Source organism: Allobosea sp. TAF32, from assembly GCF_052113585.1.
Taxonomy (GTDB): Bacteria; Pseudomonadota; Alphaproteobacteria; order Rhizobiales; family Beijerinckiaceae; genus Allobosea.
In genome coordinates this window covers 263,324-286,304 of sequence record NZ_JBFRDM010000007.1, presented here as the reverse complement: position 1 = coordinate 286,304, position 22,981 = coordinate 263,324, and the positions used below count along the sequence as shown (strand labels likewise).

At 66.5% G+C, this 22,981-nt stretch carries 15 protein-coding genes; 8 read left to right on the top strand and 7 right to left on the bottom strand.

The annotated features are described in order from the left end of the window. Positions 1-3 precede the first annotated feature (3 nt). The 4 genes from AB4Z16_RS16715 to AB4Z16_RS16700 form a co-directional block, all read right to left on the bottom strand. Positions 4-2,358: an OmpA family protein gene (locus AB4Z16_RS16715; protein WP_441512480.1), complete on the bottom strand. Its 2,355-nt coding sequence runs from the start codon at positions 2,356-2,358 to the stop codon at positions 4-6. A gap of 271 nt (positions 2,359-2,629) precedes the next feature. Beyond that, the gene (locus tag AB4Z16_RS16710) at positions 2,630-4,018 is read right to left on the bottom strand and encodes a porin (protein ID WP_441512479.1); all 1,389 of its coding nucleotides are present in this window, start codon (positions 4,016-4,018) and stop codon (positions 2,630-2,632) included. Between the two features lie 406 nt (positions 4,019-4,424). Then, a complete protein-coding gene (locus AB4Z16_RS16705; RefSeq protein ID WP_441512478.1) occupies positions 4,425-8,741 on the bottom strand; it encodes a translocation/assembly module TamB domain-containing protein in 4,317 nt (1,438 codons plus the stop codon). Further along, on the bottom strand, positions 8,741-10,753 hold the full coding sequence (locus AB4Z16_RS16700; protein ID WP_441512477.1) for an autotransporter assembly complex protein TamA: 2,013 nt from the start codon (positions 10,751-10,753) through the stop codon (positions 8,741-8,743). The genes AB4Z16_RS16705 and AB4Z16_RS16700 overlap by 1 nt, the downstream gene beginning before the upstream one ends. 267 nt (positions 10,754-11,020) lie before the next feature. On the opposite strand from AB4Z16_RS16700, the gene AB4Z16_RS16695 reads away from it, so the two are divergent. After that, the gene (locus AB4Z16_RS16695) at positions 11,021-12,289 is read left to right on the top strand and encodes a GGDEF domain-containing protein (RefSeq protein WP_441512476.1); all 1,269 of its coding nucleotides are present in this window, start codon (positions 11,021-11,023) and stop codon (positions 12,287-12,289) included. A 43-nt stretch (positions 12,290-12,332) separates the two neighbouring features. Here the strand turns inward: AB4Z16_RS16695 and AB4Z16_RS16690 are convergent, their stop codons facing one another. Beyond that, positions 12,333-13,088, bottom strand: coding sequence for a hypothetical protein (locus AB4Z16_RS16690; protein WP_441512475.1), 756 nt, complete (start codon positions 13,086-13,088; stop codon positions 12,333-12,335). Positions 13,089-13,219: 131 nt separating this feature from the next. On the opposite strand from AB4Z16_RS16690, the gene AB4Z16_RS16685 reads away from it, so the two are divergent. Further along, complete coding sequence (locus tag AB4Z16_RS16685) at positions 13,220-13,741, top strand: DUF4142 domain-containing protein (protein ID WP_441512474.1); 522 nt, start codon at positions 13,220-13,222, stop codon at positions 13,739-13,741. Between the two features lie 18 nt (positions 13,742-13,759). On the opposite strand, the gene AB4Z16_RS16680 is transcribed toward AB4Z16_RS16685, so the two are convergent. Then, positions 13,760-15,025 (bottom strand): alkyl sulfatase dimerization domain-containing protein, encoded by a 1,266-nt coding sequence (locus AB4Z16_RS16680; protein ID WP_441512473.1) that lies wholly within the window; start codon positions 15,023-15,025, stop codon positions 13,760-13,762. 245 nt (positions 15,026-15,270) lie between these two features. Between AB4Z16_RS16680 and AB4Z16_RS16675 the strand changes: the two genes are divergently transcribed. From AB4Z16_RS16675 to AB4Z16_RS16650, 6 genes are all read left to right on the top strand, one after another. Then, positions 15,271-16,404 carry an ABC transporter substrate-binding protein gene (locus AB4Z16_RS16675; RefSeq protein WP_441512472.1) on the top strand — a complete coding sequence of 378 codons (1,134 nt, stop codon included), beginning with the start codon at positions 15,271-15,273 and terminating at the stop codon, positions 16,402-16,404. Positions 16,405-16,529: 125 nt separating this feature from the next. Continuing rightward, complete coding sequence (locus tag AB4Z16_RS16670) at positions 16,530-17,408, top strand: branched-chain amino acid ABC transporter permease (protein WP_441512471.1); 879 nt, start codon at positions 16,530-16,532, stop codon at positions 17,406-17,408. Next, on the top strand, positions 17,405-18,409 hold the full coding sequence (locus AB4Z16_RS16665; RefSeq protein WP_441512470.1) for a branched-chain amino acid ABC transporter permease: 1,005 nt from the start codon (positions 17,405-17,407) through the stop codon (positions 18,407-18,409). The genes AB4Z16_RS16670 and AB4Z16_RS16665 overlap by 4 nt, the downstream gene beginning before the upstream one ends. Next, the gene (locus tag AB4Z16_RS16660) at positions 18,406-19,149 is read left to right on the top strand and encodes an ABC transporter ATP-binding protein (RefSeq protein WP_441512469.1); all 744 of its coding nucleotides are present in this window, start codon (positions 18,406-18,408) and stop codon (positions 19,147-19,149) included. The genes AB4Z16_RS16665 and AB4Z16_RS16660 overlap by 4 nt, the downstream gene beginning before the upstream one ends. Before the next feature lie 100 nt (positions 19,150-19,249). After that, positions 19,250-19,987, top strand: a complete 738-nt coding sequence (locus AB4Z16_RS16655) for an ABC transporter ATP-binding protein (RefSeq protein ID WP_441512468.1) — start codon at positions 19,250-19,252, stop codon at positions 19,985-19,987. 130 nt (positions 19,988-20,117) lie between these two features. Continuing rightward, a complete protein-coding gene (locus AB4Z16_RS16650; RefSeq protein WP_441512467.1) occupies positions 20,118-21,242 on the top strand; it encodes a zinc-dependent alcohol dehydrogenase family protein in 1,125 nt (374 codons plus the stop codon). Positions 21,243-21,365: 123 nt separating this feature from the next. Here the strand turns inward: AB4Z16_RS16650 and AB4Z16_RS16645 are convergent, their stop codons facing one another. After that, entirely contained in the window at positions 21,366-22,799 is a 1,434-nt protein-coding gene (locus AB4Z16_RS16645) for an aldehyde dehydrogenase family protein (RefSeq protein WP_441512466.1), read from the bottom strand. Positions 22,800-22,981: the final 182 nt, after the last annotated feature.

Here is a 22,981-nt window from a genome sequence, read left to right as displayed (position 1 = left end):
CTCCTACTTCGCCACGGTGAACTGCACGCGGCGGTTCATCGCTTTGGCTTCCTGCATGTCGTAGGGCAGGATCGGGCGGGCGCTGCCATAGGCTTTGACCGTGAGCTTCGCGGGGTCGATGCCGCGGTGCGCGAGCTCCTCACGGACACGCGTGGCCCGGCGCAAGGACAGGTCCACATTGTCGAAGCCGCGCCGTTCGCCGTCGCGGTTGGCATGCCCTTCGATGGTCACCGAAGCGTCGGGGCACCTCTTGAGAATGGCCGCCGCCTCGCCGATTACTCGCTCGGTCGTCGCATCGAGTTCGACGACCGAGGTGCCCTGCCCGAACAACACGGCGTTGCGCCGGGTCAAGCCATCGAGATCGTTCTGGCAGCTCGCCGGCGGGTCGACGACGCAGCCGGTCTGGCGCAGGCTGATTGCGGCATCGGCCTTGAACCCCGCCGGCAGGCCGGACGCCGCGCTCGTCTCGATTTCGCTCCTGATCAGTTCGCGACAGGTCAATCCGCGGATGCTGACGCGATCATCCTCGATCGAAGCAGAGCCCAGATCCAACCTGAGCAGATCCGCGAGCATCACTCTCGCGGCAGAGCCGAAATCGGACGGCGCTCCCGGCACGACGACCAACCCGTCGTCGAGCCGATCCTTCAGGGGAGAATCGGCTACGACGGAACGGAGATTGGCGCGCGTTATTTCATCAGGAACATAACCGCTGAGCCGCAAGCCGGTGCGATCCATCGACAACGTCAGCCCATAAGGCCGCACCACGATGCCTTCCGGCAGAGACGCGACGGCAAGCCCTGCCGGAGCGCCGCGAGCAAGCAAATCATGCAGCGCCGCCAGGCCCGCCGCATCTGCAACCTCCCCGACTACGGCGAAGTCCTTGTCGCGGATCGTCACAGATCCCGACTTCAGCCGCGACAAGGCCTCAAGTGCGAAAGACAGCGATGCGGGAATATCGAGCTCGGAGCGCAACGCAGATTCGATGCTCATGCGGTCCTCGAGCGCTGCCTCCCCGAACAGACGCCGCGCCGCGGCCATTGCGTTGTCGCGCTGCGCCTCGCTCGCCACCACGCCGCCCAGTGAGACGCGCCCATCAGCGCGTCCAGCGTTCCAGTCGAGCGGCACCGGGGCTGCCGCTACCGGCGCGTCTGTCTGCCTGGCGGCTGACACGGGAGGCGCGCCCGATTGCTCACCAGCTCCGGAAGCGAGAGGGGCAGCGGAAGCCGAGGTGGGGCGATCGGCCGCGGGATTTGCCGGAAGTACGTCCTTCAGGATCAGGCCCGGCACCTCGGGCGGTGGCACGACGACAGGCGCCGGCGGCGGTTCCGGAGGACAATCGATCTCGACACGCGCGACCGAATCGGGACCGTCCTGCTGCGCAATCTGCAGGCGTAGCGACTGGCATGCCTCATAGCTGTCCGGTCCCTTGCCGGAGAGCGTATAGATGTCGCCGTCGAGCTCGGCCCTGCCTTCCCGAAGCCGAGCGAGGTCGGCCGCGGCGCGAGCGATCTTCTCCAGAAATGCAGACGGTGCGCCATCCCCCGGCTGCAATTCGTCACGCAACATGATCGCCGCCCCGAAGGCGCGTTGCACCGCCTGCAGGAGCTGCCTGTGGACCTCGTCGTTCGGGTAGTAGCCCCGCAGGACGAGTTCATCATCGGCGCGGTGCTCGGCGCTCCATCGATATGGTGCCACGATCGGGGGCTCAAGATCGCATTTCACGGCCTGGAAGCCAGGCCGCGCCAGCTGCACGATAGCAGCCTCGAGGGCCCGGAACGAAACGGGGCTCACGGCCCTCCCTTCGATGCAGAAGCGACTGTCGTCGAGCGCGATCCGTCCGGAAGCCAGTTTCGGCAGTTCGGCGATCATCGCGGCGGTCATGGCCCCGAAGCCGTCCGGCGCGCCGAACGCGATGGTCTGGCGATCGTCGACATGCAGGCCGGGCAGCGCCGCGCCTGCCGCAACGAGATTGGCTTCGGCCGTCTGGACATCCGGGACGAAGCCGCCGAGCGTAACGCTATCCGATAGCCGCCCGGCGAACCATGAATAGGGCTTCTGCGCAACGACCTGCGACAGACCGCCCAATGCCCGCCGCACGCCGAATTCGGCACGCAGATGCGCCATCGCGCGGGTTGCGCCGTCGGTCGACAGAACCTCGCCTGCAATCGTGACGTCGCGTCCCTCGACCTGCGCCACGACAGGACGGGCCCCTGGGGTCCGGCCGGCCACTGCCGCAACGGCCCTCACCGCGCGCGCGCCGACATCCTGCTCGATAGCTGCGTCCAGCCCGACATTCCCGGCTCCCCACAGCAGGACCAGTGGGATCAGACCCCAGAACCAGCGCGTCGGCTGCGACATGTCACGCCCCTATTCACCCGTTCCGGCCAATGCTCAGGCCCAGGCATCCGACAACCGCGACCGTTCCATTCTAACAATAATTCGCCTGACGATCCGCAGGCTTTGTTTTAAGCGCCGCCAAGCTTCACCCGATCCAAGCCGCCAACGCGAACGATGGATCGTCCCGATTCAACCGGATCGTGAAAGCCCCTCGGCCGCGGCGTGCTTCAATCCACAGGCAATAAAAAAGCCCCGGGTTTCCCCGGGGCTTCCGACTGAGATCGGAGACCGATCAGAAGTCGCGCTGGATGCGGAAGCGGCCAGCAACGGTGTCGTCGGACTTGATGCCGAGCACGCCGCTGCGGACGTTGTTGTTGCTGATGACACCGACCGGCGAATTGACGTCGAGATGCGAGTAGAGCACTTCGACACCGATATCGAGACCGGAGACCGGCGACCAGATCAGAGCGCCAGCGAGCAGGAACTCCTTCGGGTCTGCCGAACGGGCGAAGACGCCGTTGAAGGCTGCCGAGGCTGCGTCGTTGTACTTGAACTTCAGCTCAGAGTACGAAGCGCTGATCTCGGTGCGGATCGTCGGGGTGAAGAAGTGGCGGAACGCCGCAACAAGCGACCAACCGGTCGAGTTGTTGATGTTGCCGGTGATCGGGTTGATCGCGGCGTCGGCGAGCGTCAGGGCACCAACGCGGCCGAGACCGAGGCTGTTCGGCGACCAGCCGAGGTAGCCGAGGGCGCCGTCAGCATAGGCAGCCTGCAACCACAGAGCGTCGCCAGCGGCGAGCATCGGCAGGTTGATCTTCACGCCGCCCTGGATGGCCCAGACCATCTCATCGCCGTTGACCGCAGTGATGTTGGTCGCGGTGGCGTAGCTACGCTGACCGACCATACCGGACAGCTGAGCGGAGCCCCAGCCCTGATCGACGCGCAGCGAGGCGACGAGATCGGGGAAGTTCTGACCCTGAGCGGTAACCGCAATACCGCCGACGCCGGGGGTGAGCGGGTTGAAGATTGCGCCCGCGAGCTCGCGGCCCGAGGTGCCCGAGGTACGATCTTCAGCCGAGATCGTAGCCGAGAAGCCCGAACCGAAGGTCGCGGTGTAGGCCAGCAGGTTGACGCGCGAGTCAGCCGTACGGATCGAAGCGAAGTTCAGGTCCGAAGCGTAGAAGTCGAAGAACGACTGAGCGCGACCAGCGGTGATCGGGCCGAACTGCACGAAGGCCAGGTCAACCAGCGAGCCGGTCGAGGTGGACGACGGACCGCGGACGAGGCCGGGGACGGTCGAACCAACGTTGAACGGAGTCACGCCGCCAGCATTGTAGATGCCGGTGTTGTTGGTCAGCTCGTAGCGGATGAAGGTACGCAGGGTGCCGTAAGCGGTCTGCGTGCGGACGTCGACGTTCAGACGGCCACGGGCGCGGGTGCCGTAGGCATCCTGGAAGTCGCTGTAACGCGTGCCGATGGCGTACTCGGCGCGGACGCGGCCCGAGATGCGCAGGCAGGAGTCAGTGCCCGGGATGTAGAAGAAGCCGGCACCGTAGGCAGTGCAGACGCGAACGTATTCGACCGGAGCGGCCTTCCGCGAGGGAAGGTCGGCGGCCTGAGCCCCGGCGACCGCGGCGATGCCGGCGGCGGAACCGAGGAGGAGGCTCTTAACGAGCTTCATTTGGTAACCTCCAAAAGAGTTTCGAGACCCTCGGGCTTCAGCCTGCCCCCCGCCCCAGACTTTCAGCCTGATCGCAGAACCTGCCTATTCCCGGTCTTTCGCCCGCGTCACCGACCTATTTCGGAGGCGAGGACGAAAAACAGCGACCGGGAACGTCCCGACGCATTTCCACCATACGAATGCGCCCTCGCCGATCAACCATGATCCGCCGCCAAGGGCTGTGCATGGGGTGCTTTGAAATCCGGTGTTGCAGTCGAGCCACGCTTTGAAGCCCGAAATTTACGAAGCATTAACGCTCGACGGCCCGACGGGCTGGTTTTGAAGCGATCCAAAGGGGAAACATGAAGCCGGCGAGCCTTCCGGGCGGCGAATCTCGCGGTGCGTGATTCCCCGCCGCGCCGGCTGCTCAGTATTCCCACTCGGCGCCGATTCCGACGGCCGCGCTGCCGTCCGCCCCCGTCTCCGCCTGGAGCTTCAGGCGCTTCGTCACGTCGATGCCGACTGAGACACCGCTATCCTCGGGCTTCGTCCCCACCTTCACACCGATGGAGACATTGTCGCTGATGTAGCGCGAGGCCCCGAGGGTCGGGCCGCCTGCGCCCATCTGGATATCGAGATTGTCGACGCCGAGCGACTTGCGCAGCCGTTCGAAGGTGTCATCCCCGCCTCCGCCGGCGAACTGGGCTGCAGCCTGGGCAAGCTGCAGCGCCTGGAAGGGCGAGAGCGAGCCGGAGGCGCGGGCGAAAAGCAGCCGGGACAGCACCTCGTCCTGCGGCAATTCAGGTTGGGAGGTGAAGGCGAAGCTCGGCTGGTCGGCCGGGCCGCTGACGGTGATCCTTGCCGTCACGTCGCCCGCGCTGGTTTCAGCTACAAAGTCCAGTTCCGGAATCAGCCCTCCGGCGAAAGTGAGCCTGCCACGGCTGAAGTCGAGGCGTTGCGTGAGCACGCTGATGCGGCCTCGGCGCAATTCGAAGCCGCCGTTCAAGACCGGCGCCGAAGAGGTCCCGGCCACGCGGATCTCGCCGCCAAGTTCGGCATCGATGCCGCGGCCACGGATGAAGACCCGGCTGGGCGCCGAGACCGTCAATGCCAGCGTGGCGTCGAAGGGGGGCGCTGCTCGTCCGCGGCCGCGCGCCTCCCGTGCCTTGCGTTCTGCCGCGAGCCTTGCGGCAGCGGTCCCACGCGCATGGATGTGCCTGATGCCGTCGACCGGACGAAGCGAAGCCGGCAACCGATCGGGAACCGTGACCTCGAGCGAGACGATGTCGATGCGCCCGCCGAGCCGCGGACGCTGCGCCAGCGGACCGCTGATCTCGAGATCCAACCCGGCAACCGCGGTGACGAGCCCGCTCGAGACAAGTTGGGCACGATCGCCGCGGATGCGAATGTTGCCGGGGAATCCCGCGGCGGGGTCCACCTTGACCTGCCCGCTGGCCGTGATCGTGCCACCATTCGGCGCACGCGCCGAAGCGCGTTCGACGGTCAGATTATCGCCATTCGCCGCGACGCGGGCTTCGATGGCGTTAAGCCGGATCCCCTGCAGCGCATCCGTGAAGCTGCCGTTCGACAGGGTCGCGTTACCGCTCAACCGTGGCGCGGACGCCGTGCCTCCGGCGCGCATGTCGACGGCGACGCTGCCGGTCACGCGTTGCCCGTTCACGGCCAGCAGCGGATTGGCGAGCCCGGCATCGACGCGGCCCTGCGCGGCAAGATCGAGCGGCCCCGTCGCGTTGAGAGGCGCGGTTCCGCGCAATGTCAGGCTCGCGCCCCGGCCGGCATTCACAGTGGCGGAAACGCTGGTCGCATCGCCTTTGAAGGCCCCCTCACCCGCGATCTCGACTGGAGGCAAGCCTGCCTGACGCGTCTCGGGCGTCACGAGCTGGGCGATCCTCACCTTCCAGGGGCCGGCGAGATCGCCCGGCTTGCCCTTGACCTGCGCCTCGGCGTTCAGGGTGCCGGAGAAATTCAGACTGGGCGATGCGATGCGGGCGGCTGCGAGCGGCACGTCGCGGGCCGTGAAGCGCAGATCGAGCGTCTCACCGGCCCGGCCATCGAGCGTCACCTTGCCCTTGTCGATCGTCAGGGCGAGGCCGGCGATCTCGACCCCGGACGCCGGGAAGCTGAAGGTCGCGGGATTCGCGAGCGTGATCGCCCGGCCGTCGCGGCGGGCATCGAAGGAGGCGAGTTCCAGCTTGAGAGGCTCGCCGGGCACGAGCCGGCCGGCGCCTTTCAGGGCAAAGCCACGCGCATTGGCGCTCAGCGTGAAGGCGCTGGCGTCGGGCGCGCCTTTCGAGTCGAAGCGAATGGCGCTGATCGTCTCGCCGGCGGCGATGGCGCGATCGATGGCCACGGCCGCATCGAGCATCGGCCGGCCGTATATGTCGCGGGCGCCGATCTTCGCATCGAGCTTTTCGATCGAAACTGACGGCCCGGCGAGGCGCGAGCCCCGTGCGGTCAGGTCGATATCCTGCCGCCCATCCGGCGTGGCGAGGACGATGTCCGCGTCGAGCTGGCCGCCAAGCTTGGTCAGCGCCAGCGCCGACAGGTCATCGAGATTGCGCGCGGCCAGGGTCAGCCGCCCGGCCGCGCGGCTCGCCGGATCCAGCGTGAGACCTCCGTTCAGCCGGACCGAGCCGATCGACAGATCGAGGGTCGAGAGGTTCCAGCCGTCGTCGGGCTGGCGCGCCAGCTGGATATGGCCGGACGCCGGCTTGGCATCCACTTCGCCAGTCAGGTTGACGCTGGCGCTCAGTGCGCCCTGCAGATCCTTCGCGACCGCATCGACGGTCAGCCGCGGGATCGGCCGGGCGAGCGCAGTCGCATTGGCAATGGCGATGCGGGCGGTCGCGTCGAGCTTGTTCTGCGGGCCGGTGATCTCGGCGGTGATGTCGCCGCGGCCAGAGAGACGCGGGTCAGCGCGCTTGAGATCAGGCAGCGCAAGCGCCAGCTTCAGGCTGGATTGCTGCCGGCCGAGCGAGCCATCGGCGGTGAAGGCCGCATGCTGCCCGGCCACACGCAGGCCGTCCACCGTGTAATCTCCGGCAAGCGCATTGACACGCCCGGCCAGGGTGAGGTTGCCCGCCAGCAATCGGTCCACGACGGCGGTGCCGGTGGCGAGGTGCTCGGCCTTGCCATCGAGCGTCGCGGCGTAGTTGTTGAGACGCGGTGTCGCGTCGAGATCGGCCGTGACCTCCGCCCTGCCCCCGAGCGGGCGCTCGGCAAGTCCGCTAAGGCGCGAAAGATCTGGCAGGACGGCCTTGAGCTTGCCGAGCACACGCGCCTGTCCGAGCTTGCCCTTATAGTCGAGCTCGACGCCGGAGAGGGCGAGCTTCAACGTTTCGAAATCGGCTGTGCCATCGTCCTGGCCGACGCCACGCAGGGTAAAGGTGACCTTGTCGCCAACCGCGCGCGCGAGCGCCTTGTCGGTCAGCGCGACCCCGCTGGCCTCGCCGTCGGAGGTCAGCGTGATCCGGGTGCCCGGCTCGCCGATGGTCCCGGTCGGTGTCGCGTTGAAGGCGAGCGCGACCTTTCCGAACCGGCCGGCCGGCATCTTGGCATCCTGCGCGTCGAGGGTCGCGACCACGGTCGGGCCCGCAACGGGCCCGCGGATCGTCGCATCGAAGGCGAGCTTTCCGATCTCGGCGCCGGAGGCGACGGTACGGCCATTGGCATTCGGGCGCGAAGCCGCGCTGACGCGGATATCGAGCGTCTTGTCGGCGTTATAGCGGCCGAGCACGTCGAGACGCGCCAGCGCGGAGACCAAAGCGAGATTGCGGATATCGACGCCGCCATCGTCCCGAAGGCCGACCGCGCCGTCGAGGCGGGTCGAGCCCGCGAAGACCGGAGCAACCGGCGGCGGCATCAGCCCCTCGATGCGCGCCTCGAGCGCAAGCGCGAGCTGACGCTCGACGCCGGCGCGGTTGAGCGTCGCCGAGCCTTCGGCACCGATGGTCGGCCCTGCGGTGAAGGTCAGGTTCGAGCGGAAGGAGTCGAGCGGCCCGTCGCCGTTGAGATCGAGCTTCACCGGTGGCTCGCCTGGAAGGCCAGCGACCTTCGAGATCAACCCGCCGGCCGGCTCGTCGAGCTTGGCGGCGAGCCGAAGACGTGTCGTCTGCGGGACGAAGGCAAGATCGACGTTGAAGGTGCCGCCCATGTCGAGGCGGCGCGCCTCGAATTTGAGGTCGAGCCCTTCGCTCGGCGGACCGAGCGAAGCCGAGCCGGTCGCGCCAAGGCGCGCGGCGACGCCGAGAACCGGCTCACCCAAAGCCAGTTCATTGAGTTGGAAGGCGCGCAAGATCACCTTGAGCGGCAGCTCCGGCAGGATCGGCTCATTGCTCGCAGGCGCGGTGCCGGCCGGCTGCGGCGCGGGCCTGCGCAGCATCTCCAGCTTGCCGATTTCGAGGCGGTCGACATCGAGCCTGCGCAGAAGCAGCGCGCTGCGAGTCCAGATCAGGCGGACGCGATCGAGCCGCAGCCAGACGCCATCGCGATCCGACAGGACGATGTCGCGGATCTCCACATCGGAAGAAAGCGCGCCATTGACCTCGCCGATCGAGACCTGACTGGTGTCGCTGGACAGCGCCTTTGAGATGAGATCGGCGACGATGCCGCGATCGGTCTGTGCGTTCTGGGCGAAGCCGCCGAAATGGGCGGAGGCCAGGAACCCCGCCGTCAGCAGCAGGGCGAAGAGCGCCAGACGCGGCATGGTGAGAAGGCGGCGCATCAGAAGGCCTGCCCGATGCTGACATAGAGCGCGACCGGCTTGTCACCCTTGCGCGGGTTGAGCGGCGCCGCGACGTCGACCCGGATCGGCCCGATCCCGGTGTAGTAGCGCAGGCCAAGGCCGGCGGCCATCTGCAGCTGCTGCTTGCCGTCCGGGAAGCTCGATTCGAAAGCGGTTCCGGCGTCGAAAAAGGGCACGATGCCGATGGTCTCGGTGATCTTGATGCGCGCCTCTGCCGAGAGCTCCAGCAGGCTGCGCCCACCCACGACCTGATTGAACGGCCCCAGCGGCGCAATGCTGCGATAGGCATAGCCGCGCACGGAGCCGCCGCCGCCGGCAAAGAAGAGCCGCGTGGGCGGGATCTCGTTCAGGCTCGCGCCCGAGATCGAGCCGAAGCCGACGCGGCCGGCCAGGACATAGCGCGCGTCCTCGTCGAGTGCGTAGTAGGCGGAGACGGTCGCCTTGGTCTGGTAGATGCCGACCGTCGAGCCGAGGAAGGTCGGATAGGGCGCGAAGGACGCGTTCACGCGAAAGCCGCGCGTCGGATCGAGCAGGCTGTCGGTCGAATCGTATTTCACCGAGAGCGGAATGCCGACCAATGTGTAGGTTATCTGGCCGAGCACGTCGCTGGTCTGGCCGCGCTCGACCTCGAGACCGGCCTGGACCGAGAAGGTGTCGCTGAAACGGCGCATGATCGCGGTGGTCACATTGGCGTAGCGGGCCGTGTAGCCGCCATAGCGCTCGGTGCCGACGCGCTCGCGCGTTGCGACGCCGTCGATGAGCCAGTCGTAACGGCTGCCGCCCAATGCCGGCTTCAGGAAACTGAAGCCAAAGCGCCCGCCGATGTCGGATTCCTCGAAATCGCCGAAGCTCTTGATCTTCGTGCCGTCAATGCGCGGCGCCAGAAAGATGCTGCCCTCGAGCCGCAGCCGCTCGGCGCCTCCGAACAGGTTGCGGTGCTCCCAGTAGGTTTTCACCGTCGGGCCATCGATGGTCGAATAGCGGGCGGAGAAACCGAGCAGGCGCTTCGGCCGCTCGGTGACGTCGACGAAGATCGGCAGGTTGCCGGCGCGGTCGAGCTTGTCGCCCTCGCGGATGCGGACGGAACCGACAGCAGGGATCCTCGCGATCGAGCGGCGCATATCGGCCAGCGCCTTGGGCGAGTAGGGATCGCCGGGCTCGAGATAAATGAAGGAGCGGACCACCTCGGGCGGAATCTCGTCGGTCTGGCCAAGCGTGATGTCGCCGAAGCCCGCGAGCGGGCCGGGATCGAGGACGTAGGTGACGTCCATGATGCCGGTGGCGTGATCGACGACCGGCCTAAGCTCGACCATTTTGGCGAGCGGGTGCGACTGGGCGCGCATGTAATCGACCAGCGCCGCCTGCGCGCCGCGCAGCGCAGCCGAGGTCGCCGCCTCACCCTCTTTCAGCTTCGCGACCTTGAGCGGATCGGAGATCACGGCTCCTCCCGCCTCGTCGCGCTCGACCACGTCGATCTTGCGCAGGCCGAAGACCTTGCCCGGTCGGACCCTGATGGTGATCGGCACCGCATCGCGATTGCGATGCGCCTCCAGCGCCCGGATCAACGCCGCGTTCGGCTCTACCCCGAGCGTGAGCGAAACGCCGTCGACGACCATGGAGAGTTCGGCGTTGAAATAGCCCTGCGACCAGAGCGCATCGACGAGCGGGTTGAAATCGGCGGCCATGCGCCGCGCCAGCGTCTCGCCGTCCGGCGGCGCATCCTGGCGCAGCCGGTAGAGCAGAGAAGCGTCCTGCAGGGTACGGGTCAGCGCCTTGGCGTCTTCGGCATCGCCAAGATCGAAGTCGAGCTTGTAGGGCAGGCTCGACGCGCTCGCCGCCGGTGGCTCGTCCTTCTCGGTAAAGAGACCAAACACGTCCAGCGACGAAAGATCGAAAGCCCGGGCGGATTCAGCCTGCAGGCCCAGCAGTGTGGCAAACGCACAGCCGCCGCTCAGCGCGACAGCACGCCCTGCCCTACGCCACAACCGCATCCGCCCTCCAAGCCACCCCGCCACGCAATCGAAACCGTGTCCGATACCCGCCGTCATCATAAGGCGGGAGCGAGCATGCGCAATGCTCAAGGACCTGTAATCCTTCGGCCTGCCCACCGGATTCGAAAGAGCCTGTCGTGAAAAGACTAAGCATTGGTTTTCAAGAGCACGAAGGTTAATAGCTGAAAGTCACCACCGTTGCCGGGTGCGCTATCGGGCTGAACACCGTTGATCCCTCGTTAGAACCAACCGTGATAGACACTCAGCATGCCCGGCACCCTCCTGCTGCTCACGCAAGCCCTGATCTATTTCGGCGTCATGGCCGCGCTGTTCCGGCTGCGGCACGTGATGGGGCTCGGCGCCTTCCTCTGCGCGCTCGGCGTGATGCACTTTCTGGAGACCTATCTCGCCGCCGTCTTCTTCATCGAACTGCCCTTCGGCCTGCTCTCGCCGGGCTCGACAGTGCTGTTCTCGGGCAAGCTCGCGATCATCCTGCTCTTCTATATCCGGGAAGACGCCGAGACGGTGCGGCAGCCGATCTACGGACTGCTGATCGGCAATTTCCTGATGGTCGCGCTGGTGGCGACCCTCAGGCTCTACGGCCCGCCGGTCACGCTGCCCGGCTACAATCCGGACCTCGTGCTGATCGATCAGATGGGCGCGCTGATGGTCTGGGGCACGACGCTGCTCTTCATCGATTCCATCGCGCTGATCCTGCTCTATGAGAGGTTGCGCCTGCTGCTGCCGCGATCGCTGGTTCTGCGCTCCTGCCTGAGCCTCGCGATCATCCTGACCTTCGATCAGGTCGGATTCTTCATAGGGCTGCATATGGTGACCGGCACGCCGCTCGGCGCGCTGTTCGGCGGCTGGGTGGCAAAGATGGGCGCAGCCGCGACCTATGCGATGCTGATGGGCCTCTATCTCAACCTGTTCGAACGCCGGACACCGGAACTCGCGCCGCAGCCGCTTTCAGACGTCTTCCACAAGCTGACCTACCGGCACAAATATGAGGAGCTGCTCGGCAAAAGCGGCCGCGATGCCCTCACAGGCGCGCTGACCCGTGAACGCTTCGAGACGCTCGGCCAGACCATTCTGGCGCGAGGCATCGCAACGCAGCGGCCCGTCAGCTTGGCGATCCTCGATGTCGATCACTTCAAGAGCATCAACGATCGCTACGGCCATGTCGTTGGCGACGAGGTACTCCGGCGCGTCGTGGAGTGCCTGCGCGCGGAAATCCGCAGCGACGATCTCATCTTCCGCTATGGCGGCGAGGAATTCGTCGTGCTTTGCGAGAACATGTCGCATCCCGCAGCGATGGTGTCAGCCGAGCGGATGCGGATCGCCGTCCACCGCACCTTGGCGCAGGAATTCGCAGGCGCCCCGACGATCAGCGTCGGCGTCGCCACCTTCCCCGACGACGCCAAGGATATTCGCGGCCTCGTCGCCCATGCCGATGCGCATCTCTACGAAGCCAAGCGGCAGGGACGCGACCGCGTGGTCGGCAACGAGACGCCGCCACAGGAGCTGAGCGCCTAGCGCCTGCGGAAACGGCAGCGCGTATGCCCGCCGCCCCCGTTTCTTATCGGAGCGTCAAAGAAACCGTCGCCAGCGGCGAGAGCTTCGTCACGACCTCGCCCTTTCCGGGCGAGAGCACGCCGCCGCAGAGGCTGCCGGTGGTGATGATCTGCCCGGCGCGCAGACTGCCGAGGTTATCGTGCTGGCGATTGGCCCAGGCCAGGAAGGGCACCATCGGATCGCCGTTGCCGTGGACGGCGGGCTGGTCATAGATCGTCACCCCGTTGAGCGAGATGAAGCAGCCGAGACCGGTGAGGTCATCGAGCGTCTTGATGTCGACCTCCGGGCCGAGGAAATAGCCGCCATGGCCCATCGCGTCGGCGAGCCAGAGCGGAAAGGCGACCTTGCCGTGCCAGTTGGCGAGGCGGCTCTCGACGATCTCGATGCCGAGAAAGGCCTTGTCGCAGCAGGCGAGCAGCTCCGCCCGCGAATAGGGCTGGGCCGGGCGGAAAGGCACGTCACGCACGAGCCGGAGCGCCAGTTCGATCTCGACGCGAAGCTCCGCCCCGATGGCGCCCTCGTAGACGTCGCCCGGCGCGAGATAGGGGCCGGGCATCAGGCCCGCGATCGCCGTGCCGTCCTCGGCGATGCCGACCTTCCACCCGGCATCCGGCAGGTTGAGCGCCCGAATGACGGCCGCCTGCGTCACGTGTCCATCAGCGATCGAATCCGGCACCGGCAGGGCTGCCGTCTCGATCAGGGAGCGGTCGCGGCGGGCCCGGACGAGCGCATCGCGCACGGTCTCGACAGTGGTCGGCATTGAATTCCCTCAGCATCGGGCAAGGCGGAGCGCCTTCGCCCTGCTAACGCAGCACCCAGAACGCGACAAGGCGCGCTGCGAAAAGGGGCCTATGCGATGGAACCTCCGGCCTTCTTCCCGGTTGCCGAAATATGACCTTGAAGCATCACCGTTTTCCGGGAGCGTTTGCGCTCGGCCTTGCCGGACTGGCGCTGGTCTCCAGTGGAATCGTCCGCGCTCAGCAGCCGATTCCCGCGCAGGACTTCGTCACGCAGACGGCGGTCGCCAACATGTTCGGCATGGAGTCCGCGACGCTCGCCCTGCACAAAACCAATTCCGCGGCTATCAAGGATTTCGCCCATCGCCTCGCCGACGATCATGCCGCGGCGACGAGCAGCCTGCGCCGCATCATTTCCAAGCGTTCCGACATCGCCCTGCCCGATCGCCCCGACGGCAAGCATCTCGACCTGTTGCGTGACCTCTCCGACAAACAGGGCGCCGATTTCGACAGGGCCTATGTCGATGCCCAACGCAGCGCGCACCGTGAATCGACCGTCTTGATGGAACGCTACGCCGGCGAGGGTGCCGACCCGGAACTGAAGAGCTTCGCCGCCCAGACGCTGCCGGTGTTCCGCGAACTTGAACGAAAGGCGAGAGAACTTCCGGCGCCATAGAATGGCCCGGCGTATCCGTCAGGCCTTGGATCGTTGGGCCGCATCGCGTTCGTAGACCGCGAGGAAGGCCTTGCCCATCAAGGAGCTTTCCGTCCCGATCAGAGTCCGAAGCACCTCGGCCCGGATCGCCTGAATCCGCCCGTTGTCCGGCGCGGCAGCGCCGGCAAGTTCAGCCAGTTCGACGGCCAGCCGTGTCTGCCCTTGCCCCGCAAGAACTTGGGCTCGCGCGGCCAATTTGTCCGCGCCTCCAGCGAGACCGGCCAGTTCGGCTGCCAGTTCCGCCGCGGGGGCGGGTTTGAGATGCGCCGCGCTCCCGTCAAACCAGCCTGCATAGAAGTGATAGATGCCCCGGACGAGGAACTCGGGATCGTCGTATTTCGCGAGGAGATAGGGCTTCGTGAGATATTCCGCAGGAACCTTCACGCCATGCAGGATCTCGTCGAGCGTGGCCCCCCGGTTCAGCAGCGCGAGCGTTTCGCGCACCAGGTGCTCAAGCGCTTCGGCACCGTCCTGGAGCATCTGCCTGGCCCGCTCCGCGCCGAAGACCACCGGCCCGTGCCCGGGGATCAGGATGTCGGGCTCGAGCTGCTCCATCCGCCGCAAGGCCGAGGCCCATTCTGCCGCATAGCGCTGGACCTTTCGCGGATTGCCGGCATTGGGGAAAACCCAGATCACGAAATCGCCGCTCGCCAGAACCCGGCGCTCGGGCAGCCAGACGAAGGTGGCGTCGTCCGTCTCCCCCCGGCCGTGGAAGAGCTCGATCCGCTCTCCGCCGATCGCGAGGGACAGCCTGTCGTCATAGACCTCGTCGGGACGGCGCTGGCCGATCGGATAGACGTAGCCGGGCTTGTCGAATTGCTGGCCCTGAACGAGGCTGTTGAAGCCGTGAGTGTCCTCGTAACGCTGCATGCGCCGCGCGACGTTGCGGTGGGCGACGATCCGCGGGCGCGGCCATCCTCGCGCATCCGCCTCCTCATCGATGACCTTGATGCCGCTGGTATGATCGATATGGCCGTGGGTGAAGATCACGGTATGGATTGGGCCATCGTCCCAGGAGCGGATGACATCCAAGGTCTGTTTGGCGGTGTCGGGCTTGGCGGTGTCGATCAGCACGAGGCCCTCCGCCGTGCGGATAGCCGTGACGCTACCGCAGAAATAGGTGGTGTGGACGGTGATGATGTTGTCGTCCACCTGCGTGATCGCGCCATGCGAAACCGCAGCGGTCCACTCTTCCATCGCGGCGGAGCCGTCCCAGAGGCGCTCGAACAACGGGTCCTGTTTCATGCGGGTTCCTCCGGCACAGCCATTCCTGTTTAGCACCATCGACCCGAGGCGACAGGCCGCCGGCGCCCCCTGCTGACAACCAGCGTCAGCGGCCCTCCTGACACCATCCCCGGCAAAGCGGAAACGCCTGCCCCACCCGGCCTCTTCGCCTCTGGACATCCCGGCCCAAAGCCCTGCAAGAAGCGAGCGGACGCCGCGGCTTGAAGATCGCGCGTGTGATGAGAAACGTTCGGGAGAAGCAGACAATGAAATCGCTCTGGGTCATGGCCGCACTCGGCGCCGCCCTCAGCCTGCCCGCGCAGGCGCAGGACAAGGTCAAGCTGGTCGACGTCATCGAATTGTCGGGCGCGGGCGCCGCCGCCGGCACCAACTGGAAGAACGGCGCCGACATGGCCGCCGCCGACATCAACGCCAAGGGCGGCATCCTCGGCAAGCAGGTCGAGATCGTCCATTACGACACGCAGACCAATCCGGGGAATACCCGCGCCGCCGTGCAGCGCGCCATCGACGAGAACGCCTATGCCATCCTCGGCCCGATCTTCTCGGGCCCGATCGGCGCCTCCATGCAGATCTCGCAGCGCGCCGAGATCGCCCAGATCGTCGGCGGCGAGGCGGCTGGGTTCACCCGCCAGGGCAACCCCTACATCTTCCGCACCTCGATCAGCCAGGCGGCGGCGATGCCGAAGATCGCCAAATACCTGAAGGACACCGTCAAGGCGGGCTCGATCGCCGTGGTCTGGGTCAATAATGACTTCGGCAAGGGCGGGCGCGACACCATCCTGCCCGAGCTGGAAAAGGCCGGCATCAAGGTCGCCGTCGACGTCTCGACCGAGCAGGGCCAGGCCGATTTCACCGCCGACGCGATCAAGGTGAAGAACGCCAATGCCGATGCCGTCTTCGTCTATCTGAACGAAGAGGAGAGCGCCCGCTTCCTGCGCGCCGCCAAACAACAGGGCATCACCAAGCCGATGATCGGCGAGACCACCCTGCTCGGCGCGAAGGTGCTGGAGCTGGCGGGTGACGCCGCCAACGGCGCGAAGGGCCATGTCGGCCTTTCCACCGACGCGCCGATCCCCGCATTGCATGAATTCGGCAAGCGCTACCGCGAGAAATACGGCTTCTCCTCCGACCATAACGGCGTGAAGGGCTACATGGCCGTGTTCATGGTGAAATGGGCTACCGAGAAGCAGAAGAAGCTCGACAAGAAGGGCGTAGCCGACACGCTGCGTGGCGCGACCATCAAGGCGAGCGAGGAGCCGGGCATCCTGATGGATACCGTCATCGAGCAGAACGGCGACCTCGACCGCGAGAGCTTCCTCGCCGAAGTCGTGAACGGCAAGCAGGTGATCAACACCACCCTGCCGCGGATCAAGCCGTAGCCACCGAACGTCATTCCCGGGCGGCGCGCTACGCCGACCCGGGAATCTCGTGACGAGAAGACTGGTTTCCGAGATGGCCGGGTCAAGCCCGGCCATGACGTTGCAGACCCGAACCCAGATCAGCCATGGCCGAATTCATCGCCTATCTCATCGCCGGCATCGCCACGGGCTCGATCTACGCGCTCGCCGCGATCGGCTTCACGCTGGTCTGGCAGACCTCGCAGACGATCAACTTCGCGCAGGGCGAGTTCGTCATGCTGCCGGCCGTTCTAATCCTGCTCGCGGTCAAGCTCTTCGGCCTGCCGCTCTGGGCCGGCGGCCTCATCGGCATCGCAGTCTTCCTGCTGGTCTTCGGTGCGGGCTTCAAGCTCGTCGTCGTCGATCCGATGATCAAGCATGGCGTGCTGCCGCTCGCCATCGCCACCATGGCGCTCTCGATCATCATGAAGGAAGGCGCCAAGGATGGTTTCTCGGCGGAGGCGCAGAGCTTCCCCTCGCTGGTCCCCACGGACATGATCAACCTGCTCAGCGTATCGATCTCGCTGCAGCATCTCGCGATCATCGTCGTCGCCTTCGCCGCCATCGGCCTGCTGCAATGGTTCGTCGGCAGCACGAAGCTCGGCCGGCAGATGCAGGCGACGGCGCAGAACCCGACCGTCGCGCGCATTCTCGGCATTCCCGTCGAGCGGATGGTGCTGCTCACCTTCCTCCTCAACGCAGGGCTGGCCGTCGTCGCCTCGCTGCTGATCTCGCCGATTTATCTGGCGAAGTTCTCGAATGGCGAGACCATCGGCCTCTTCGCCTTCATCGCGGCCATCGTCGGCGGCTTCAACCAGGTGCGCGGCGCGCTGGTCGGCGGGCTGCTGATCGGCGTCGCGGATTCGCTCGCGGCAGCCTACATCTCGACGCAGTATCGGCTGGCCGTGCCGCTCGTACTGCTCGTCATCATCATCCTGGTGAAGCCGGAAGGATTGATGGGCCGCAAGGAGGAGCGCCGCGTATGAGCGCCCCCGCCGTCCAGAATTCCGCGGCTTCGCGTCGCCCGGCCCGCCGGATCGATGCCGCGCTGATCGCGCTCGTCCTCGGCGCCGTCATCCTCTGGTTCGCCCCGGTCGGGATGGGCCGCTACGGCACCTATGTGCTCTCGCTCTGGCTGGTGATGAGCATCGGCGTGATGGGGCTCAACCTGACGCTCGGCTATGCCGGGCAGAGCTCACTGGCGCAGGCCGCCTTCATGGGGCTCGGCGCCTATGCCACAGCGATCCTGACCACGAAATACGGCGTGAGCTGGTACGCCGCCTTCGCGTTGTCGGGCCTGCTGACCTTCGCGGTCGGCCTCCTGCTCGGCTTCCCGGCGCTGCGGGTGCGGACACATTACCTCGCCTTCGTGACGCTCGCCTTCTCGACGCTGATCTGGCTGCTCATCCGCAACGAACAGTGGCTGACCGGCGGCGTCTACGGCATCTCCAACATCAACCGGCCTGATTTCTTCGGCATCAAGCTGTTCGGCGCGCTGGAATTCCACCGCTTCGTCGTGGTCGTCACGCTGATCTTGTCGCTGAAGCTGTGGTGGCTGGTGCGCTCGCCGTGGGGCCGCGCCTTCACGGCGCTCCGCGAGAATCCGGTCCGCGCCGCGAGTCTGGGCATCGATACGCGCGCCTATACGCTGCTCGCCTTCGCCATCGGCTCGGCCTATGGCGGCTTCGCCGGTTCGCTCTATGCGCCGCTGGTCGAGTTCATCGACCCCTCGCCCTTCTCGCTGTCGCAGAGCCTGTTCCTGCTGCTGATGGTCGTTGCGGGCGGCTCCGGCTATCTGTTCGGGCCCTTCGTGGGTGCGCTGCTCGGCGTCGTGCTGCCGGAATGGCTGCGCTTCGCCGGCTCGCTCTACCTCATCATCTTCGCGACGATCGTGCTCGCATTGCTGGTCATCTGCCCGCAGGGCGTCTGCGGCCTCATCGAGCGCGGCTGGCTCGCATTGCGGCGCAATACGGGAGGCGCCCAATGAGCCCGGTCCTCGAAGTCCGCGACCTGCACAAGGCCTTCGGCGGCATCAAGGCCGTGAACGGCGTCTCCTTCTCGGTCAGGGAAGGCGAAATCCTCGGCATCATCGGGCCGAATGGCTGCGGCAAGTCGACCCTGTTCAACTGCATCCTCGGCCAGCTCGAACCGACGCAAGGCGCCGTGAAGCTCGACGGTCTGGACGTCACCAACATGCGCCCGTCCGCGCTCAACCGGCTCGGCGTCAGCCGCACCTTCCAGCTGCTGCAGGTCTTCCCCGAATTGTCGGTGCGCGAGAACCTGATCCTCGCCGGGCAGGAGCATCAGGGCTCGATGCTCGGCCGCCTGTTCGGTGCGCACGATGCAGGTCTCTCCGACAAGGCCCAGCAGATGATCGGCTTCTTCAAGCTCGGGCATCTCGCCGAGGCCAAGGCGGGCGGACTATCCTATGGCCAGCAGAAGCTGCTCGACGCGGCGATGGCCTTCATGGCGGGACCGCGCCTCGTGCTGCTCGACGAGCCCGCCGGCGGCGTCAACCTCACCATGCTGGGCGACCTCAAGGAGCGCCTGCGCGCGATCAATGCCGAACAAGGCGCGACCTTCGTGGTGATCGAGCACAACATGGATTTCGTGATGAGCCTGTGCTCGCGCGTGATCGTGCTGGCCGAAGGCAAGGTGCTGGCGGAGGGCACCCCGGCCGAGGTGCGAGCCAACCCGGCCGTGATCGAAGCCTATCTGGGACACTAGGGAACGTCATGCTCGGGCTTGATCCGAGCATCTCCTGCAAGAGATGCTCGGGTCTGCGCTGCGCTTCACCCGAGAATGACGCGGAAGAGGGCGACAAGGAATGACCACCCCCATCCTCGAACTCGACGGCGTAGTCGGCGGCTATGGCGCCATGACCATCCTGAACGGCACCAGCTTCGCGGTGAAGCGGGGCGCGATCACGACCGTGATCGGGCCGAACGGTGCCGGTAAGTCGACCGTGTTCAAGGCGATCTTCGGGCTGCTCAAGCTGCGCGAGGGCCACATCCGCTTCGGCGGCCGCGACATCACCGGCTGGAACCAGCGCAAGCTGCTCGAAGCCGGCATCTGCTATGTTCCGCAGGGCCGCAATATCTTCCCGGAGCTGTCGGTGCGCCACAATATCGAGCTCGGCGCGGTCGCCGCCGGCTCCGGCATCATCGATATGCCGCAACGGCTGGAGGCAGCGCTCGACCGCTTTCCGGCGCTCAGGCGCAAGGCCGATGCGCAGGCCTCGACGCTCTCCGGCGGCGAGCAGAAGCAGCTGGAAATCGTGCGCGGCCTGCTGCTCGACCCCCAGCTCGTGCTGATCGACGAGCCCTCGATCGGCCTCTCCCCGCTGATGGTGCAGGAGACCTTCGGCATCCTCAGGGAGTTGCGCGCCAAGGGCGTCTCGATCCTCATGGTCGAGCAGAACGCCCGCTCGGCGCTGGAGATTTCCGACGAGGGGTTGGTGCTCGAACTCGGTCGCACGCGCATGCAGGGACCAGCGGCCGAAATCCTGGCGGATCCACGTATTGGCCAGCTCTTCCTCGGCGGCACGCTGAGCGAAGTGGCCTGAACGGCGCCCGAATATCCTCCTCGTCATTGCGAGCGCAGCGAAGCAATCCAGGGGGAGCGAAAGCGGCACTTTGACAGCGGCGCCCTCTCCTGTCGGGATGGCGCCGGATCACGAGACCGGAGCTTGCGCCATGAAGATTCGCGCCGCCGTCCTGAACGCGAGCCCGGTTGCGGCGCCTTATGCGCAAAGCCGCCCGCTTGGCATCGAGGAGCTCGACCTCGCCCCGCCCGGCCGCGACGAGGTGCTGGTCAGGGTCCGTGCTGCCGGGCTCTGCCATTCTGATCTCTCGGTCATCAACGGCAACCGCCCGCGCCCGGTGCCGATGGTGCTCGGCCATGAGGCCGCAGGCGAGGTCGTCGAGACCGGCGAAGGCGTCGATGACCTCAAACCCGGCGACCGGGTGGTGATGGTGTTCGTGCCTTCCTGTGGCCATTGCGCGCCCTGCGCCGAAGGCCGCCCTGCCCTCTGCGAGCCCGGCAATGCCGCCAATGGGCGCGGCGAGATGCTCGGCGGCGGGCGCCGGCTCTCGGCTCATGGCCAGCCGGTGCATCACCATATCGGCGTTTCCGCCTTCGCAGAGCATGCGGTGATCTCGCGCCGTTCGCTGGTCAAGGTCGAGGCCGATATCCCGCATGAGATCGCCGCGCTGTTCGGCTGCGCCGTTTTGACCGGGGTCGGCGCCGCCGTGAATACGGCGCGGATCAAGGCGGGCGAGACGGTTGCGGTTGTCGGTCTCGGCGGCGTCGGGCTCTCCGCGCTGCTCGGCGCCATCGCCTGCGGCGCCTCGCGCGTCGTCGCCATCGATCTCGCGCAGGACAAGCTCGATCTCGCACTGGCGCTGGGCGCAACCGATGCCTTCAAGGCCGATACGCCGGATGTGGTCGAGGCGATCAAACAAGCGACCAAGGGCGGCGTGGATCACGGGCTGGAGATGGCGGGCTCGGTCAGGGCGCTCGACCTCGCCTACCAGATCACGCGGCGCGGCGGCACGACCACGACCGCTGGCCTCGCCAATCCCGCCCATACGCTCGCGCTCTCGCCGGTGCGGCTGGTTGCGGAGGAGCGGACGCTGAAGGGCTCCTATGTCGGCTCCTGCGTACCTTCGCGCGACATCCCGCGCTTCATCGAGCTCTACCAGAGCGGAAGGCTGCCGGTGGACAAGCTCTGGACCAGTTCGGGCAGTCTCGACGAGATCAACGAGGGTTTCGACGCGCTGAACGAAGGCCGGACGATCCGGCACATTGTGAGGATGTAACGGGTCACTGCCGTCATGCTCGGGCTGGACCCGAGCATCTCTTGAAGGAGGAGGCTCCCGCGCCGTCCTCGGCCTGAGATTCTCGGGTCGAAGCTGCGCTTCGCCCGAGAATGACGGCTAGCCTCAGCCGTGCTTGTGCACGATGGTCTTGGTCACCGCGAACTCCTCGAGCGCGATGAAGCCCTTCTCGCGACCGTGCCCGCTCTTGCCGGTGCCGCCGAAGGGCAGTTCGATGCCGCCGCCGGCGCCATAGCCGTTGATGAAGACCTGACCAGCGCGGACGCGCTTCGAAACGCGCTGCTGGCGCCCGCCATCCTTGGTCCAGACCGCGGCGACGAGGCCGTAATCGGTGCCGTTGGCGGCCTTGATCGCATCTTCCTCGTCATCGAAGGGGAAGGCCGCGAGCACGGGGCCGAAGACCTCGTCCTGCTCAAGCCGGTTGCCGCGCGGCACCGGGCCGAACAGGGTCGGCTGCACATAGAAGCCGCCATTCGGCACGCCCTGCGCGATCTGGCCCTGCGCGATCACCGGGATGCCGGCCTCGCGGCTCTGGTCGATGAAGCTCTGGACGCGGCCGCGCTGCTTGGCGTTGATCACCGGGCCACAGTCGAGGTCCATCTCCGGCGTGCCGGCCCGGAGTTTGGAAAATTCCTTGGCGACCGCGGAGATGACGTCGTCATAGATCGACTTCTGCACCAGCAGGCGGCTACCGGCCGAGCAGGTCTGCCCGGTGTTCTGGACGATCGCCTTGCAGGCGATCGGCACCAGCGCGTCGAGATCGGCATCCTCGAAGACGATCTGAGGCGACTTGCCGCCGAGTTCCAGCGTGCAGGGGATGAGATGCTCGGCGCAGGCATGCTGCACCATCTTGCCGACCTCGGGCGACCCGGTGAAGGACATGAAGCCGATGCCGTGATGGGCGGAGAGCGCCGCACCCGCCTCATGGCCGCGGCCCGCAACGATGTTGATGGCGCCGTCGGGGAAGCCGACCTCGCTCGCCAGCTCCGCGAGGCGGAAGGCGGTGGCACAGGCATCCTCGGCCGGCTTCAGAACCACCGCATTGCCCATGGCGAGCGAGGCGGTGAGCGAGCGGCCGATCATCTGCGCCGGATAGTTCCAGGGCAGGATGTGGCCGGTAACACCATGCGGCTCATGGATGACGCTGACATGATATCCGTTCAGGAAGGGAATGACGTGGCCGTGTACCTTGTCGGCGGCGCCGCCATAGAACTCGAAATAGCGAATGGTGGCGTCGATATCGGCACGGGCCTGGCTCATCGGCTTGCCGGTATCGCGTGCTTCCAGCTTGGCGAGCTCGTCGAAATGATCCTGCACCTTGAGCGCAAGCTTCGAGATCAGGCGCCCACGCTCGGCTGCCGTCAGCTTGCCCCAGGCGCCGTCGAAGGCGGCGCGCGCCGCCGTGACCGCGGCGTCAATATCCGCGGCGTTTCCGCAGGCGATGCGGGCGAACTCCTCGCCGGTCGCGGGGTTCAGCTTGGCGATGGTTTCGCCAGTCTGGCCAGGCACATAGCGGCCATTGATGAAATGTTGATTCATGTTCGTTCCCGATCGCTCTGGCCGAAGGCGCAGCCCCGGCGGAATCGGCAGGCAAGCTGCCGGCTGGCGGCCTCCGACGCAAGGCGGTAGCGATCCGGGCTCCCCCGCGACAGGCGCAGGGCCGGGCTGCCAAGGCAGATTTGACAGCGCCGCAGGGCATCGTTCTCCTCTGCGCGCAATCG